Genomic DNA, 17,864 nt, shown 5'->3' on the forward strand with positions numbered 1-17,864 from the left:
GGCTTATTGGGAGGAGACGGACTGGAGATGAAGAAGCAATGTTTGCACGGTGGTGTAAGGATTATAACGGTTGCTTTCGCCTCGCTCGGCCAGCCAGTGGGCATTGGCAAGGGCCGTGTCCAGGTGGTCAATCAGGTGTTTCGATATTTCTTTATCGGTTTTTTCATAGCGTGGAAGATGCGAACAAACACGCTGGATGACTTCATGGCAACTGCCAAACGAAGCATCTGTTCGTTCAAAGTGGAGCAGAATCCAGACTTCAAAACAGGGAATCAAGAGGCGGGTAATGGGTGAGCGTGCCATGGAGGTTACAAGTCCCCAACGAAGGGAATGGCTCCGTAGCGCCCCATGAGATATCCTTTGCCCAAGGCTTCCCCTTTCCTGGGCGAAAACTCGAGAAGGGAATAAAAGTGTGAGGCTTTCTGGTTTTTTTCCACGAACCAGATCTGATCTCGGCGCAATAACTCTGGGTCCAGTAAAGTGGAGTCATGGGTGGTAAAAATCACCTGGGCATTTTTTGGATTCGTCTCCGAACGAAATAACTTCACCAGAAAGCGCGTCAGATGGGGGTGCAAACTGCGATCGATTTCATCCACACAAAGGGTGGCCCCCGACTCGAGGGCTTTGATCCACCCGCCGGCCCGTTGAAATAGCGCGCGCGTCCCATCGGATTCTTTCGTGAGGTCAAAGGGGATCTCCCTGCCTTCCGAGGTGGTATGCCAGGCTATGACCCGGGCCCACATCAGGAGTCCTGAACCCTGAAGGGGGTTACTTCCTTCCTCCAACTCCATCCGGTCGATGCCGACATCGGCCGCAGTCAACACCTTCATCAACTGATCATGCCCCACGGGACTTCTCAATAGATCCAGGCTGAGTCCGGGGTTGAAATCCACCTTGCCCGGAAGAATGACGATCAGTTGCTGTGTGATCCAGTGAAAGACGGGTTTCAGTTGATCATTATTGAGTTGTACCGCCGTGGATAAAAAAAGGGCATTGCTTCGAGTGGAGTTTTGCCACAATTTATGCTGACTTCGGTCGCCGGCAAAGCGCGGACCGAATTTCCAGTCTTCCTGTTGCCTTGCGGCATCGTAATTGCGTTCAAACCAGCGTTGAGGTCGTCCTTGGGGGTAGGCCACGAGCCATTCATGATAGATGCGCGTGGAAGTAGCGGCTACGGCGTAGTGATAGCGGATGCCCTCGGCGACAAAGATAATTTCAAATTCGGTTTCAGCAGGTTCGTTGGACGGCCCCAAACGGAATGGAACTATCCAGGAGAGAGGTTGCCCTTCCTGTAACCCTGCGGACTGGGACACCAGCATACGCAAGGCTTCGATGGCCATCAGCAGGTTGCTTTTGCCTGCAGCGTTGGCCCCGTAAATCGCTGCCTGGCGGTTCAGTCGGAGTTTTTCATGGGAGTATTCGATGAGGTTACTTTCTGCCAAAGTCGAATCAGCACTCGCCACCATCGTCAAGGTTTGACGAGTCAGTAAGGAGCGAAAGTTGGTGGCGCTAAACTCGATCAGCATGAAGAAACGCTCTTGATGACAATTTAATCGTTATATTTGCACTGATTAAACGAATTTACAATAATAATTGTTTTATTGGTCATGACAGGGTCCCAGCGCGCGTCAACAAATCAGAAAAATCGTAATTGACGCTGATGGCTCCAAAGTCAGGTTCCAGTTTGAAAGGTTGGCGCACATAGTGAACCTGGTGCGTCCCGTTTTCCATGAACTCCACAATTGCCAGGATAAAATCATCCGGTTTATTGAGGGAATAGAGAATCTCATTGCGTGTGACCGTCAGGGTGGTTGCATGAGTGGTGCGGCCCTTGACTTCGATGAAGCGAAGTTTGCCGGTGCCCGGCACTCGGCTTTCTATGTCATAACCCAACTTTTCCAATTCTCGGTCAATGGGTTGATACCCCAGAGAGTGCTCCAACTCCATGATGATGGCGCGGGCATGTGCAGCCACGGCCAACTTGTCGGTAGTGGATGAAGAAACAGCAATCCCCTGCATGGACTGGATCAGTCCTTTGGGAATCACCACCACGCCACCCAAGACCACGGGGGGTAGCGGGGAGAGTTGAGTTTCAAGGCGCAATTCTTCGAGTCTCTTATGCAAGCGTCCCTGCAACAGATCGGCCCGTTTCCGAGCCTCTGAAGAATTGAGCCGTGCATTGATTTTACCGGCTCGTTCCTGCAGTTTGAGTTCTTCTGCACGGTGATCCCAATAGTTGATTTCCTTGGTGAGCCGATCCTTGACAGCCGCTTCCGTCTTGGTGAGGATGCCCAATTTGGTGCTTTTGATTTCAGATAAGTGCTCTGGAACGATATGGGTAATGGCATAACCCTGGACTTGATCTTCGAGTTCGCGGGTAATCCATTGTGTTTCTTTGTGGGCCAGTAAGGCTTCCATGGTGGGATCGTCTGTCGTCAGCGGGCGATAATCCAGGTAAGGGGCATAGTTGACATGCCGCGCTTTACCCTCTGCATCCAATTCCACATAAAGGATGCGTTTGGAAACCAGATGACGGCTACCATCCCGATTCAAACTGGCATCCTGAATGGAGTGTTCAAGGTAAAACAGAACCCGCGGTTGAGTCCCCTGGTCATTCTCATCGACCAGCAGGGCTCCTCGCTTCAGAAGATCACGATGGCGTTCCAGGGTCAGATCAATGACCGCATCCAGCACCGGATGCCCAGGGCAGACAAATGCCGCTAGGGGTTGGCCCGGAGGAGCAATGAGGGATTTCTCAAAGGTAATGCGTTCGTAACGCGGTAATACGGGTTCCCCGATTCCGATGAGCCGGTCACGGTGGCGCACCGGAGCGGGCATATGGGTAATTTCAAAACGGCGTGATTCCCGCTGTTTGGCTTGTCCGCCCAGATGCTTGAATGCTTCCAGGAAAAATGATTCGATGTAGTGAGGTTGGAGGCGCCGCACATCGGCCCTTTCCATGTCTTCCCGTATACGTTGGACCGCACTGGCATCCATGGAGTCATGGCACAACTGTCGTTCCTCGAGGAGGGAGCGGATATGCTCACCATCCAGAGTGGTCTCCATCGCAGTCGAGAGGAATGCCTGAATCTCGGGCCGTTCCCCAAAGCGAATGGCTTCGATCAGCAAATCGCGCAGGGACATGACCTTGCCATTGGCCTCGAAGGCCAACTTGCCTAGCACATCGAAGACTTGTCCCCCCAGGGCTTGACGGGCTTCTTCCAGTTTATCCAGCAAGCGGCGATAAACATCTCCTTCGCGAGTATCATCCGCCACCAGATTCCACAGGTAGCAGACTTCCGTTTGACCAATCCGGTGAATTCGACCGAAGCGTTGCTCCAGTCGATTGGGATTCCAGGGCAGATCGTAATTCACCATCAGGTGGGCGCGTTGCAGGTTGATACCCTCACCTGCAGCATCGGTGGCCAGAAGAATCAGCACGGTAGGGTCATGGCGAAAAGACTCCTGCACCTTGAGTCGATCTTCTCGTCCTGTGCCTCCATGGATGGTGACCACAGCTTCCTGTCTTCCCAAATATCGGGTTATACGATCTTCCAGATAATTCAGCGTGTCCCGATGTTCAGTGAAAATTACCAGTTTTTGATGGGGCGAAGGCTTAGGTGGGGGAATTTCTCCCGCGCCATAGGGGGAGGTGATTTCACCGACTTCCAGAGGAGATCCCATAGGAGCAAAGATTTCTCCCAGCAACCCGGAAAGTTGGGTCCATTTCGTGTCGTTACCACTGCGCCTCAAGGTCAGGGCCTGCCGTTCCAGATCGTTGAGTATTTCAATTTCCAACTTCAGTTCCGTGATAGAGCGTGCCGCCGTCGCTTGATCGAGTATGGTTTCCTCTACCTCTTCGACTTCAGTGTCTGGAGCCTCCTCCAGATCGCTCACTTCTTCAGCATCCAGGGTGGGCGTTGTAACGGAGAGTGCGAGGGACACCTGCTCGGCGCGCTGCAACAATTCCAATTCCCGCAACTTGCTTTCCAACCGTTCACGGCGACGGCGCAGAGATTGGTAAATCGCCTCCGGAGAGGATGCCAGTCGGCGCTGCAGGATGGTCAGGGCAAATCCGACGGTGCCGGCCCGTTTGTCATTTTCCAAGGCTTCAGCACGGTTGAATTCATTGCGCACATACTCCGTGACGGCCCCGTATAAGGCGGCTTCCTGCGGGGAAAGATGGTAAGGAACCGTGTAGGCCATACGCAGGGGAAAAAGAGGAGTATTGTCGAACTTGCGCAAATTCTCCTTTACCATCCGCCGCATGAGATCGGATACTTCGGCAGAATGAACTCCTTCCCGGTATTTGCCTTCGAAGCGATCACCATCAAGCAGAGCCATGAACAGTTGGAAGTCGGCCTCTTTGCCATTGTGCGGAGTGGCAGACATCAACAAAAAATGACGCGTCAAGCTGGAAAGTAATTGTCCCAGATGGTAACGCTTGGTGTATTTCACCTCCCCCCCAAAAAGCGTGGCGGACATCTTGTGTGCTTCATCGCATACCACCAGATCCCAACGACAGTCAGGAGCCTGCAATTTCATTTGGACTTCTTCGTTACGGGCCAGTTTGTCGAGACGGGCAATAACCAGATTGGTTTCAAGAAACCAATTGCCCGTTCGCGCAGCCTCGAGTTTATCGTTGGTCAGAATCTCAAAGGGCAAATGGAAACGACGATACAACTCATCCTGCCATTGTTCGGCAAGGCTACCGGGACAGACGATCAAACAACGCTGTAAATCCCCACGGGCCACCAACTCCTTGATCAGCAAACCGGCCATGATGGTTTTACCCGCTCCGGGATCATCTGCCAGCAAAAACCTCAGGGGTTGCCGAGGCAGCATATGTTCATACACTGCCGTAATCTGGTGCGGAAGGGGATCGACCAGCGAGGTATGAACCGCTAAAACAGGGTCAAACAGGTGGGCCAAGCGAATACGTTGGGCCTCGGAAACAAGCCGGAATAAGGCACCATCTCCATCGAAACTCCATGGCCGCCCCTGTTCCACGAGATCAAGGCGGGGTTCGGCATCACGGTAGAGCAGTTCGTTGGCGACTTTTCCGTTGGGCGTTTTATAGGTGAGTTCAAGAGCCTCAGAACCGAACCATTTCACATTGATTACCGTCACCAGAGTATCTGGGACGATCCCACGCACGGAGGCATTGGGAGTGAGTTGTTCCAGTTTTAGCATAGATATCTAGGGTCGAGGCGGTACACCAAGCGATTCGCTGATAGGGCATTGTACCCTCACAGTCGAGGTCATGAATGATGATTTGAACCCTTACCATCAATACTTAGGAATCATAAAATAATAACGTGCACTTTTAAGTTGTGTTCGGTGTAATGGTGTAATTCCATTCGCCATGGAAACTATCACGATCCAAACGAATGGCTGCGAACTCGTCATCGGAAACCTTGATGCCTTTTGGATAGAGATTTGTATCCAGTTGCGCCTGAACCTTCAATCCTTTTCGTGTCGTAGTCGCTGCAATTAAATTAACGATAACCTCGTGACTCACCAATGGCTGCCCACGCCAATTCATGCTTATGTATGAGAACAGGCGATGCTCAATTTTGTTCCATTTGCTTGTCCCTGGTGGGAAATGACTAACCCGAATTGGGATGGCAAGTTCATCGGCAAGTTGTTGTAACTCAAACTTCCATAGCCGAACTCGCGAGCCGTTGCTTCCCCCGCCATCCGCCGTGATCATCAGTTCTTTGGCACTGGGGTAAAGTGCTTTTCCCATGGCAAACCACCAGCGCCGAACAGTAGCAACGGCAAAACTCGCCGTGTCGTGATCAGTACCCACGCTGACCCACGCACTATTGCTACCCAAGTCGTAAACGCCATAGGGATTGGCCTTGCCCAGTTCGCCCACAAAATCATGCACATTGACCTCATCCGGCTGTCCTTGCGGGTGCCATTCCTTTCCACCATTTTTGTACTGACCAACCAGCTCCTTCTTCTTGGTATCAACCGAAATGACGGGCTGCCCGGCATTCAAGGCTGTCTCTATTTTCTTGTTGATAAATTCAAACTGAGCATTTCGATCAGGATGACTGGCTCCCTCCAGTGTCTTGCGATTACCTTGCAGGCTATAACCAAGTTCTTTCAACATGGTGCCTACTGACACATGACTGATCTTGTGACCACAAGCAGCCAATTCACCCGACAACTGCATCAGACTTTTGCATGTCCAGCGCAATGGGGACTCCGGGTCGCCTCGCGTAACCGGCTCAACGAGCCGTTCCAGCGCCTCTTTCACCCCGGCGTCCAGTTCTGTCAACTTCTTGCGCCCAGCTCCTGCGCGCCTGATGCGACGAACTTCACCCGTAATCGTGACTATCCCTTGTTCCAACTCCCGAAGACCTGCCAATATCGAACCTCGTGCAACGCCGGTAGCCTCATGAACGCGCTTGACCCCTCCGTGACCAAGCACCTTGGCTTCCACTGCCGCATACAGCCGCCTCTGATGCTCATCAAGAACGCATTCGAGAGCTTCGTACCGCGCCGTGATTAGTTTGTCTGCCTCCATGCACCAAGTGTAGCAGACAATGCATAAAAGTCCATTTTATTTTTTAACGATTCCTTACAGAAGTATGGTGCTGATTTGACCTGCAACCGCCTGGCAGAAATTTTTCAATGTGGATTGTGTGTCCACACTTCGGCCGCAGTGTGAATTGGCCTTCCGACCGGTTTCGAAGTACAGCAGCCGTTCAAATGACAGCATAACTGGGTGAACGTGGGACAGCAACAGGTTCTATCCTGCCGTTGCCAGCCCAGTGACCACCGGCAACTCCTGGCACATTGTACTCGATCAGAATTTCGAATTGCCTGCTCCAAAGCGGTCGCTCAGAGTTAATTGAGTATAGATGGGCGTGACCGTTAGCGTTGGCCTAACAGTCCATCGTAAGGGCTGCATATGCTATCGTGCGTCAAGCCGAACCTGGAAAATGAATGTCTCAAGACATGTGCAATTAAAAGTGGGACAATGAACGGCAATGGTAAAGTTTCGCGGTCTTCCTTGATACTTGGGTTTTTTGGAAAACTGTGAAGGGGTATCGTTACCTTGGTTTGTTCTGAAAGGATGTGGGAGGTGAAAATGCTGAACGATGATTTTACGCTGGGGTGTATTGCTGCTGTTACCAGTGCTTTTTTGGCTCTTGTTATCAGTTTTTTCATGGTCAGGTATTTGAACCGGAAGACACTTGAACGAAAACTTAAAAATCGGATTCACGGCTCCATTTAACACGGAAAATATTGCGCGGTATCGTGAAAGGGGCGGGCGCCACCCCAGATAGTCGGTTTCTCTTCCATTCTTGTGACGATAATCAAGATAACTGTCAAGAGAAGGATGCCTCAGCAAGCCCAAAGGCGTAGTTGGCGGTTTTATTGAGGGGCTTCCAGACTCCGTTTGGCCAGTAAGGCTTTTTCTCTTTTCTGACGGATCTGCTTATTGAAATGACGCACCATAAAAATGCTCATAACGAGTATCAGAACCTCCATCGCAATAACTATGATTCCGCCCTTTTCAAAAACGTCCATAGTGCCCCCCCACATATCACAAGACAATCCAATGGGTACATTGTAGCCCGATTGTCTGGCACTGGTTAATCTGATAACCAGTGCACATGCTTGCCGACTTGCCCGCCATACCAGTACTTTGCGGCACCAGCCCATTCATTGATCACCAAAGTGTTCTACGCCTTCAATGGGATAGATTCTACCTGATAGGGTTTCCCACCCTTAAGTTTTTCGTGGTAATTTCCCCATCCTGATTCCCTGGGGGCACACCGGCGCATCAGTTCATCCTGTCCTGTGAATTGGTCGAGGCCGGAAAGAAGAATGGCCTCCCGCATCCTCGGTTTGCGGATACCTAACCAATCGGGAGCATGGGCATGGCAGGTGAGACAGTGCAACAATGCCTCGTAATGCTCCCTTGGTAGATTGTGGACGGGGTGTTTGGCATATGCTGCCGCAATCCATTCCACCACCGTCACTTGGTGTCCCAGTAATTTTCCACGGTCCGTCAGGACCCAATCTCCCTTGGGGGAGAGTTGGTACTCATCTGCCTTGCCTGCATCATGGAGCAACCCCACCAAGATAGCCAAGGCTTCCTTTCTGGGATCTGGTTCTTTGAGGGCAGCGCACATCATTTGAGCCAACTCAATGCTATGAATCAGGTTGCCGTTGTCATAATTGTGATGAGCATTCATGGAGGACGGCCCCATGCAGAACCTTCTAAACCTGTCCCCGTTCCAAAAAATAGCGTTGAATAGGAAGCGATAGGGACGAGGCAACTCATCCAGCAAAGTGATGGCTTGATGGATTATTGTGCGGTCCTTGATCCAACCAGAGGGCACCATCCGGAACAGGTTTTCCTCGGGTTCTGGGTGTTCCATCAGAACGAGCCTAGAAATCTGAAGCGCACCGTTAATTGAGGTAGGTCTGGTTTTCCAGCGGGGTGAAACCAGGAAAAACGGTCGCAGCCTGATATCCGGTTGATTCCTGGTCCACTCAACCTTGATGGCTGCCTTGTCATGGTATAGGTGTGCCGTGTACCGTATGCATCGTTCTTCCTGCCGATGGGTGACCGAGGTCAGCCGAAAAATATAAGGCATCCCCTCGGTACATGGTGCAGTGACCCTATTGGTCATGGGGTTTTCGATTTCAGGGAACGGAAAAACATTGGGGTTAATCATGGCACACCTCGTCTTGGACGGTATTGGAACCAGAAGCAGCGGGATTGGTCTGGGCGACAGCGGGTAGGTTTTGCATCAGCAAACGCTCGAAAGCGCTGCCATCCTGCCGGGTCAGGTTGGGGACATAGCGAGAGTAGACACGGAACAACATTTCCGTGGTGGTATGCCCCATCTGCCGTGCAATCCACTCAGGGTTTTCTCCAGCGGCAAGCCATAGAGTGGCCGCGGTATGGCGACACTGGTAGGGTCGGCGCGGAGATAGCCCCAGATTTCTCAGCAGTGGTGCCCAAACCCGGTTGGTCACATTTTTATTGTCCAAGGGTTTCCCCAGAGTATTGCAAAACACATAAGGCGAAAGGTGTCTTGTTGACTTTTCTTGCGCCTTAAGGGCATCGAAGACCACCTGTGACAACTGGATATCTCGCTGGGAACTGTCGTTTTTGGTGTATTCTTCCTCCCCGCCCACGATGGTTTCCCTGACCATGATCACTCGTCGTTCAAAATCTACAAACTTCCATTTGAGACCATTGAGTTCGCCACTGCACTGCGTAGCCCTGTGAAAAATCGTACCGTGAAGTAATTCCTGTAATCAGCGCGAACATGATCCAGCAATGACCTGACCTGATCCAGTGTGAAGGGATCAACATCCGTCCGTTTTACTTTGAGTTGTTTGATATTCTGGAAAGGTGTGCGAAAATTGAACCGGTCGGCGGCTTCATTGACGATTTGCCTCAACAAATTTGTGATCTTGTTGATGCGTCGGTTGGACAGCGTAATATTCTTTCCCCGTCCCTGGGCTTTGGCGAGATCAGCACGGTAGGAAAGAATGTCTGACTTGGTGATGTTGCCGACTTCCTTGTCGCCGAAAGAGGGAATAATCCGACTGTTCAGGTCATATCGAATGCCCTTGCGGTGACTGTTCCTCCATTCAACCTCCTTTTCCGCATACCATACATTGGCGAAGTCCCTCATGAGCGGGGTGTTCGAAGTTCCGTTGCTTTCGGTCAACAGGTTGGAAGTCGGTGGTTGTGAGCAAGGGGACGCAGTTTGAAGCGTAGAATCAAATTTGGGCGCGTTTTTGCTGTTGGGGAAGTACTTGCGATACTCAAAAGCGCCTGATTTAATCTCTACCTCGATACGGTCGAGCAGGGATTTAACCTTTTTTCGGTTGGTCACATTATCCTTCAGAGCCGTCTGTTCACGGCACCGGACTCCTTTGTAATAGAAATCCAGGATAAGGCAGTTGCTTTCCTTGCGAATTTGAATACTAGCCATGGCACACCCCCCCATCTGCCATGGGAATGCCGAAAGTGGATGTGCAGGATGCAATCATATCGCGCTCAATGGTCTCCCAGATGTAGAGTATCTTGCGTCCTCCAAAGGGGCGGAAATAATGGATCCCTTCGATCAATACGCTGTCGATCAGACATTCGCGAATGGTTCTTGGGTCGTAGTGGATGCGTTCAGCTAAGGTTTCGGTTGTTAAATATGTTTTTGACATGGTGTTCTCCGAAAAATAAGTTAAGTTTGGATGTTAGAATGGCATCGTGGGTTAACTAATGTCATCCTAAGTGACATAATACATCGAAAAATGACATATTGCAAGAATATTTGTCGTTTAGGATGAAAATATTTTACGGAGGGAGAAAAAATGATCAGATGTCATCTGTCACGTTTGATGGGTGAACGGAAATTAAAGATTTCGGATGTGGCACGACAAACAGGGCTACACCGGAATTCAATTACCCTTCTTTACAACGAAACGGCTACCCGAGTGGATATGGAAACGATTGACGCCTTGTGTCGGTTGTTTCAATGCAAGGTGGGCGACCTCTTGGAATTTATCTCCGAAGATCAATAAGCCCCAACGAAGGCGGAATCGGCGACTCTGGCGCCTGAGATTCGTTCTCCATGGTCACGGTGGCTTTAGGTCAAAATGGTAGGGTTCCGGGTCGCTCATATTTCGACATAGTCACGGCATAGTCACCGTTTGGTCACCGGATGGTCACGGAAGAAATTTTGCGTTTGGACATGACCTTTGGTCACCTGACCTAAAGTCAGTTTTGGCGCGCTCGACAGGAATCGAACCTGTGGCCTTTGGCTTCGGAAACCAACGCTCTATCCAACTGAGCTACGAGCGCATGTTCTGGAATAAACTGGAACATACTGATGTTAAACAGTTATTTTTATGATTGTACCACAACTCCAGTTGAACGCCATGAGGCGCATGAAAACAACCAGAAAGCAATAGGAAAACATGGTCACGGGCGTACAAATGCGACTTATACTCATAAACCTCGAATGACCTTTGGCTTCGGAAACCGATACTCTATCCAACTGAGCTACGAGCGCGTGATGTGATCAACTAGAACACACTGATTTTAAACAGTGATTCCATCATTCTACCATTTACGGTGAAAAAATTGGGGATTTTTTAATATTCGGGAGAGGAACTTACTTGTCTGTCTGGCTGAAAAAACTTAGGTTTCCAATGAATCAGTTCATCGGCCTTCATGGGGTAGGCAACATGATAGCCTTGTCCGGCTTGGCAGCCCAATTCGAGAAGTAATCGGTATTGTGAAGGGTTTTCGATGCCTTCCGCCACGGTTTGGCAATCAAAGGCGCTGGCCAGGGAAAGAATGCTCTGGATGATGGCACGATCCGTAGCACTGGAAACCATGTCGCGCACAAAACTTTGGTCGATCTTCAGTTCGCTCACAGGTAACTGCCTCAGATAGGCCAGGGAGGAATACCCCGTGCCAAAGTCATCCAGTGCGACACCAATACCCAGATCACGACAGGAGTGGATGATTTCGCCCACTTCCTGAATATTGTCCAGAGAAAGCGTTTCCAGAATTTCCAGATTCAGAAGACGAGGGGGAATACGGGAATGAGCCAACACCTGATTCGTCAGATGATGGATAAAATTGGGACGTTCCAGATGATGGGGTGAAATGTTGATGCTGATGGGGATTTCGCGTCCCTGTGCTTGCCATTGACACAGTTGGGTGAAGGCCTGGGCGATGACCCATTCGCCCACTTGGCTATCCAGATGGGTTTGACTGATGTACGGGAGAAATTCCTGAGGGGAAAGCACTCCACGTTCGGGATGATTCCAGCGAATCAGGGCTTCCACCCCCAGTAGTTGTCCGCCGGACAGATCCACCTTGGGTTGATAGAGAAGAAACAATTCCTCATTCTCCAGTGCATGCTGGAATCGTTTACGAAACTCCTGTTGCTGGCGCAGCAAGGCATCCATTTCAGGGTCATAGATCTGAATCTGATTTTTGCCTGACTGTTTGGCGCTGTACATGGCTTGATCGGCGTGGCGCAACAGGGTATCAGGGTCACTGGGGTCGAGGGGGTAGACCGTAATGCCCAGACTGGCGCTGAGGGTGACGGGAGGCGTGTCATTCAGGGTGACCGGAAGCGCCAACTGGCTCAATAAGCGCTGCAGGGTGGCCAGGGATTCCTGAGCCTCCCGGTAACCGGTCAGTAGCAGAACAAACTCGTCTCCGCCCAGGCGCGCAACCGTATCCCCTTCCCGCAGGAGATTTTTCATGCGCTGCGCCATCTCGATCAGAACCTGATCACCAATCTCATGACCGAGAGAATCGTTGATCTGTTTGAAGCCGTCCAGATCCAGATAACCCACCACCAACAGACGTTGAGAGCGGGACGACAAGGCCAAAGTCTGTTGCATGCGGTCGGCCAGCAATACCCGATTGGGCAAACCCGTCAGAGGATCATAATGTGCGATGCGTTCCAGTTCCCTTTCATGGTTCTTGAAATTGGTGATGTCGGTAAATACTCCTACGTGGTGAAGTACCCGTCCCTGTGCATCCCGGATCAGTGAGATGGACAGGAGTTCTGCATAGATTTCTCCGGACTTCTTACGGTTCCACAGTTCTCCACGCCAATTTCCTTTTTCATGAAGCGTTGACCAAAGGTTCTGGTAAAACTGCTCGTCCTGTTTTCCCGATTTCAGGAAACTGGGCGTGTGCCCCAGCACTTCATCCCGAGAGTACCCTGTAATGGTGGTGAAGGAAGGATTGACATCTAGGATGCGGTTCTGGGGATCGGTAATGAGAATGCCATCCAGACTGGTGTTGAAGACATTGGCATTGATCCGCAGTTGGGTTTCGACGCGTTTGCGCTCGGTGATGTCATTGAATACGACGAGAGAGCCTGGGCGGCCATTGAAGGTGACCGCAAGGTTGGCAACTTCCGCATCAAAGGGGGTCCCATCACGGCAGAGCAATTTTTCTTCGATGACCGGATTATTGGTCCCCTTTTCGAGGGTTGCAGTTGCTCGCTTCATGACGATATCTCGATAGTCGGGGTGAACCAGATCGAGCACAGGGAGTTCCAGCAATTCTTGCGCCGAGGCTGCATTGAACTGTTGTACCGCCTTCTGGTTGGCAAGGCACACTTTGCCCTCCTGATGAATCAGAATACCGTAAGGGAGGTACTCGATGAGGCGACGGAACTCTTTCTCCCGGTGCGCCAACTGAGTGGTGAAATTCTTGAGTTCGGAAATGTCATAGAACCAGCCCAGCACGGCATCCTGGTCATGAAACTGGATAGGCATGTAAGACGCAAACACGGTGACCTGATCCTTGCCTGGAATCTGCAACCTGATTTCCCGATTCAGGACGTTATGCCCCTGCACCAATTCTTCCAGAATGTTTTCGTACTCTTCGGGGCATTCATAGTAGCGTTGAGGGTCATCGCCCATGGCGGCGGGATTATGAATCAGCCGGGCATAACTGGGATTATGGAAAACGACTTGCCGCCCTTGATTGATCGCAATGCGCACGGCAATGGGACTGACGTTGAGGATGTCGAGAAGGCGTCGTTCATTCTCCTGCATCCGTACCTGTGCTTCCCGTTGGGCAGTGATGTCGTTGCCGATGGTAACCAGAAAAAAATTACCCCACTCATCCCGGATGACGGTATTGTTCCATTCGAACCAGCGGATCAGGCCCTGACGACTGACCCAGGGAAGAATAAACTGCTGTGTATCGGGGATGGTCAAGGATTCAAAAAACCGAGCGCGGACAGCGGCATGATCTTCTGTTTCAGTAAAACGTGCCCAGAAAAAGGGTTCCCGGCGGACCTCTTCAAACGGATAACCTGTGAATTGTTCGGCCGCATGGTTGAAGCGCACGATCAATCCTTCTTGATCGATGACCAGAATCAGCGGTGCAGCCAAGTCCAGAATGGTTTCGGTAAAAAGTTTTCCGGTGCCAGGGCCGCGCCCCCGTTCCACGCCTTCCGAAGCATTGAGTGACCGATTATTCATGATAGGTAACAAACTCCTTCCCTCCCGTCCAGTATACCCTTGCGAGCAGAATATTGTCTTGGAGAGTACCAATTATACGATCCGGTCATTCCTCGAACATTGGGGGAAATTTTGAATGATCGCACAGAGGAACTTTACTGCCGGGACGGGATCCCACCCACCATGGGTGTATAGTGGACTGCTGTAAGGGGAGGTATCATGTGCAATTGCAATCGCAATGTCGGTGGAATGGATCGGGTGTTACGGATTGTGGTGGGGCTGGTGTTGATCGGCCTGGCCGCCACGCATACGGTGGGTGTGTGGGGATGGATTGGGGTGGTTCCGCTCCTGACGGGGGCCATAGGCTGGTGTCCGGCCTATCTTCCCTTCGGGATCAAGACCTGTCGCACCAAATCTTGAATCGAGGGATTCTCACATTCCAAGCAGGGCGTTGAGGCGGTTCGTATCGCAGTGAGCAGCGATCAGGTCGGCGAGGCGTTCCAGATCGCTGTGACGTCTTTCTTGGCGACTGGGTGCGGTTTTCGAAGATGTTAATCCTGCCCAGTTCAAAAGTGTCCCTCGTGTCTCGGGGTGGTCGAACAGTCCATGCAGGTAAGTTCCGAGGAGTTGATCGTCCTCACTCAGGGTTCCTTCTCCTTCACGTTGCGAAAAATTTGACGGGGGATCTGACTCTGTGGGATCGTTTTGGCTCAGAAGAAAAGCGGGCCGTTTTAACGCTGGACCGTGACTGATGCCCGCGTGAATTTCGTATCCTTCCACGGGAACCGCGGGTGCCCAAGTGCAGTACCCAGTCCGGTGACGGAGAATTTTATGGGGACCCAGGGTGGTTTCCAGGTCCAGCAGACCCAACCCGGCACTGGACCCTGCGCTTCCTTCCAATCCCAGAGGATCATGAAGGATCTTCCCCAGCATCTGAAGGCCCCCACAGATTCCGATGACTTTGCCTCCATAGCGCAGATGTTGATGCAGTTTCGATTCCCAACCCTGGGCACGGAACCAGTCCAGATCCGAGGCTACGGCTTTGGAACCGGGCAGGCAGATCAGATCTGATGCAGGAAAGGATTGCCCCGCTCCGATGAAATGCAGATTCAAATCCGGAAGCAGACGCAATGCGTCAAAATCTGTGGCATTGGAAATGCGCGGGAAGGCGGGGACAACGATGTGTCCTCCGGAGACCGGGGGACGATCTGCCTTCGGCAAGGCATCCTCTGCGTCCAGAAAAAGATCGGTCAGGTAAGGGAGGACCCCCAGGACGGGTAATCCCGTTTCCCGTTCCAGCCAGTCCAGACCGGGTTTCAAAAGGGTCAGGTCGCCGCGGAAGCGATTGATGATGAAGCCTTTTACTCGTGCCCGCTCCGCTGGTGCAAGGAGCGCCAGGGTTCCGATCAGGTGAGCAAAGACTCCACCCCGGTCAATGTCGGCCACCAGCAGGACAGGGCAATCCACGGCTTCTGCAAACCCCATATTCGCGATGTCGTTTTCCCTGAGGTTGATTTCCGCAGGAGATCCCGCACCTTCCACCAGCACCACTTGATGTTGTTGTGCAAGACGTTCATGCGCGGCCACTACGATGGGGAGAAGTTCGGCCTTGTAGTTCTGATAGGCACCGGCTTTTAAGTGAGCAGCCACTTTTCCCAATACGATGACTTGTGCCCCCTGATCGGTGACGGGTTTGAGCAGAACGGGATTCATGTCGACATGGGAAGGGATGCCACAGGCGATAGCCTGAAGTTCCTGAGCCCTGCCGATTTCACCCCCTGCCGCTGTGACGGCGCTGTTGAGAGCCATATTCTGGGGTTTGAAGGGGGCTACGGAGATACCCTGACGTTTCAGCCAGCGTCCCAGTGCGGCGACGACCGTACTTTTGCCCGCATCGGAGGTGGTGCCTTGAATCATCAGAGAGCGCGCGCGTGTCATGACATTCCGGTTCCGAATTTGAAACTTGAAAGTCCCTTGGCCAGATGCTGCCAAGCCAACTCGTTTCCAGGCAGTCCGAAGCGTATCCCGTAATTTTTCGGGAAGTTTCGCACCCAGATGCCTTGGTGGGCCAGATGATCCTGCAGGCGTTGTGCCTGGGAGGCCATGACCCACTGGAACAGTGGAGTGCCCCCCTGGGGGGGGAACTGACTGTGAACCAGTAATTCGTGTAAGCGCTCACTTTCTCTGATCAGTTTGTGCCGCATGGATTCTTGCCATGAAATATCGCGCAAAGCCTGGATGGCTAACCATCGGGAAGGAGCGGAAATCGTCCAAGGACCCAGGGCGTCTTCCAGATCTTCAAGAAAAGAGGGAGAGGCGCCGACAAAACCGACACGGGCACCTGCCAGACCAAAAAATTTGCCCAATCCGCGCAGCACGATCAAACCCGGTGGCAGTGCCTTTTGCGCGAATCTTGGAAGCGTGGAGAGTAGGCTATCCGTTGGCGTGGCATCCATGAAGGCTTCATCTACGATCAGCCAGCCCCCGCGCGCCGCAAGTTCCGCATGCCAGGCCCATAACTTGTGCAGCGGGGTCACTTCCCCGGTGGGATTATTGGGATTGACCACCACCAGAACATCGATAGACGATAAATCCTGCCCTGCACTCCAGGGAATGACCTCATGACCCTGTCTGGCCCAGCAGGCCGCATGTTCGGCATAGGTGAGGGGCTGTATGGCAACGCGACTGTAGGGACGCAGGGTGGGCAGCATTTGCAAGGCGGCTTGGGTGCCTGCTACGGGTAATACTTGAGGGAACCCAAAATAATGGCAGGCAACTTTTTTCAGGTCGTCGTCCATGTTTGGCAGACAGTGCCACAATTCGGCGGGAATGGAAGGGATGGGCCAGGCGTGGGGGTTGATCCCGGTGGACAGATCGAGCCAGCGACCGGCGGGGCGTCCGAAGCGTTGAACGGCCAGAGTCAGATTTCCGCCATGTTCAAGCATGGGTGAACAGGTGCCAAAGTGCGGGCATCCAGGTTACGGACACGGCCACGAGGATCCAGAGGAGGGCACCGTGGCGTACGAGATTCAAGGTGCGGTCGATATCGTTGCGTTGTGGCGTGTGTCCGCAGCCTAACCGAGGCCGTTCATGCCATACCCCCCCATATTGGGCTCGTCCTCCCAATCGGATGTTCAAGGAACCCGCACCGGCAGCCATGACCGGCCCCGCATTGGGACTATCCCAAAGGGGGGCTTGTTGATGCCAACAGGCAAGAGCCTGAGGGAATTCTCCCAACAAGGCGTAGGTCAATGCGGTGAGACGGGCCGGCACCCAGTTTAGGATGTCATCGAAACGGGCGGCGGCCCAGCCAAAGTGAAGATAACGCGCCGACTTGTAGCCCCAGGTGGCATCCAGAGTGTTGGCCAGTCGGTAAAGAATCACACCGGGGGCTCCGCCCACCCAGAACCAGAACAGGGCTCCGAAGACCCCGTCGTTCCCATTTTCCAGGACTGACTCACAGGTGGCCGGAAGAATCGCCAGAGTGGCTTCATCCCGGCTGACGATGGCTGCGGTGGCTCGTCGCGCCGCCTTGTCGTCCTGACGGTCGAGGGCCTGGTAAATGGGGCGCACATGATCGTGCAGGCTGCGTAATCCAAGGGCAAAGTAGAGTGCCCAAAGGGAGAAGGCTGTGCCCCATCCATGGGCGAGATGACCCAAGATCACACTGGTTCCCACGGGCGGTGCAAGGGTCATGACCAAGGCGAGAACGCCCCGCAGACGGCTGGGTGCATAACTGTGGCGTTCCACCCACGCCGCCCAATGGCCAAACCCCACCAAAGGATGCCAATGTTTCGGCTCACCCAGCAGACCATCCAGGATGAGGGCACCTGCCATCAGGGAGGAGGGGTGACTCAGAAGATCAGGCATCATGG

General features: G+C 52.5%; 13 protein-coding genes, 1 tRNA gene and 1 pseudogene. 2 read left to right on the plus strand and 13 right to left on the minus strand.

The window, feature by feature from the left end:
• Positions 1 to 3 precede the first annotated feature (3 nt).
• The 8 genes and pseudogenes from HO274_RS08685 to HO274_RS08725 all read right to left on the minus strand — a co-directional run bounded on the left by HO274_RS08685 (position 4) and on the right by HO274_RS08725 (position 10,206).
• Entirely contained in the window at positions 4 to 303 is a 300-nt protein-coding gene (locus HO274_RS08685) for an RloB domain-containing protein (RefSeq protein ID WP_273118815.1), read from the minus strand.
• Between the two features lie 5 nt (positions 304 to 308).
• Positions 309 to 1,526 carry an AAA family ATPase gene (locus tag HO274_RS08690; RefSeq protein ID WP_273118819.1) on the minus strand — a complete coding sequence of 406 codons (1,218 nt, stop codon included), beginning with the start codon at positions 1,524 to 1,526 and terminating at the stop codon, positions 309 to 311.
• A gap of 79 nt (positions 1,527 to 1,605) precedes the next feature.
• Positions 1,606 to 5,193, minus strand: coding sequence for a helicase-related protein (locus HO274_RS08695; protein WP_273118824.1), 3,588 nt, complete (start codon positions 5,191 to 5,193; stop codon positions 1,606 to 1,608).
• A 133-nt stretch (positions 5,194 to 5,326) separates the two neighbouring features.
• Positions 5,327 to 6,538, minus strand: a complete 1,212-nt coding sequence (locus HO274_RS08700; RefSeq protein WP_273118831.1) for an ISAzo13 family transposase — start codon at positions 6,536 to 6,538, stop codon at positions 5,327 to 5,329.
• An 854-nt stretch (positions 6,539 to 7,392) separates the two neighbouring features.
• A complete protein-coding gene (locus tag HO274_RS08705) occupies positions 7,393 to 7,548 on the minus strand; it encodes a hypothetical protein (protein ID WP_273118834.1) in 156 nt (51 codons plus the stop codon).
• 155 nt (positions 7,549 to 7,703) lie between these two features.
• Entirely contained in the window at positions 7,704 to 8,405 is a 702-nt protein-coding gene (locus HO274_RS08710; protein WP_273118836.1) for a hypothetical protein, read from the minus strand.
• A 292-nt stretch (positions 8,406 to 8,697) separates the two neighbouring features.
• Positions 8,698 to 9,980 (minus strand): annotated as a pseudogene (locus tag HO274_RS13565) (Arm DNA-binding domain-containing protein).
• The gene (locus HO274_RS08725; RefSeq protein ID WP_031597675.1) at positions 9,973 to 10,206 is read right to left on the minus strand and encodes a hypothetical protein; all 234 of its coding nucleotides are present in this window, start codon (positions 10,204 to 10,206) and stop codon (positions 9,973 to 9,975) included. Before HO274_RS08725 ends, HO274_RS13565 begins: the two are co-directional and overlap by 8 nt.
• Before the next feature lie 150 nt (positions 10,207 to 10,356).
• Between HO274_RS08725 and HO274_RS08730 the strand changes: the two genes are divergently transcribed.
• Positions 10,357 to 10,566, plus strand: a complete 210-nt coding sequence (locus HO274_RS08730; RefSeq protein ID WP_031597676.1) for a helix-turn-helix domain-containing protein — start codon at positions 10,357 to 10,359, stop codon at positions 10,564 to 10,566.
• A gap of 203 nt (positions 10,567 to 10,769) precedes the next feature.
• Here the strand turns inward: HO274_RS08730 and HO274_RS08735 are convergent.
• Both HO274_RS08735 and HO274_RS08740 read right to left on the minus strand, forming a co-directional pair.
• Positions 10,770 to 10,846 (minus strand) — tRNA-Arg (locus tag HO274_RS08735).
• A gap of 293 nt (positions 10,847 to 11,139) precedes the next feature.
• Entirely contained in the window at positions 11,140 to 14,010 is a 2,871-nt protein-coding gene (locus tag HO274_RS08740; protein WP_273118846.1) for an EAL domain-containing protein, read from the minus strand.
• A 198-nt stretch (positions 14,011 to 14,208) separates the two neighbouring features.
• Between HO274_RS08740 and HO274_RS08745 the strand changes: the two genes are divergently transcribed.
• Positions 14,209 to 14,409: a YgaP family membrane protein gene (locus HO274_RS08745; protein ID WP_031597678.1), complete on the plus strand. Its 201-nt coding sequence runs from the start codon at positions 14,209 to 14,211 to the stop codon at positions 14,407 to 14,409.
• A 12-nt stretch (positions 14,410 to 14,421) separates the two neighbouring features.
• Here the strand turns inward: HO274_RS08745 and HO274_RS08750 are convergent, their stop codons facing one another.
• From HO274_RS08750 to HO274_RS08760, 3 genes are read right to left on the minus strand one after another with little or no spacing between them, the layout of a single operon-like run.
• Positions 14,422 to 15,927, minus strand: a complete 1,506-nt coding sequence (locus HO274_RS08750; protein WP_031597679.1) for a cobyric acid synthase — start codon at positions 15,925 to 15,927, stop codon at positions 14,422 to 14,424.
• The gene (gene cobD, locus HO274_RS08755; protein WP_031597680.1) at positions 15,924 to 16,934 is read right to left on the minus strand and encodes a threonine-phosphate decarboxylase CobD; all 1,011 of its coding nucleotides are present in this window, start codon (positions 16,932 to 16,934) and stop codon (positions 15,924 to 15,926) included. Before cobD ends, HO274_RS08750 begins: the two co-directional genes overlap by 4 nt.
• Positions 16,927 to 17,862 carry a CobD/CbiB family cobalamin biosynthesis protein gene (locus HO274_RS08760; RefSeq protein WP_031597681.1) on the minus strand — a complete coding sequence of 312 codons (936 nt, stop codon included), beginning with the start codon at positions 17,860 to 17,862 and terminating at the stop codon, positions 16,927 to 16,929. The genes cobD and HO274_RS08760 overlap by 8 nt, the downstream gene beginning before the upstream one ends.
• Between the last annotated feature and the right edge of the window lie 2 nt (positions 17,863 to 17,864).

This window comes from Ferrovum myxofaciens (assembly GCF_013181415.1).
Classification (GTDB): domain Bacteria; phylum Pseudomonadota; class Gammaproteobacteria; order Burkholderiales; family Ferrovaceae; genus Ferrovum; species Ferrovum myxofaciens.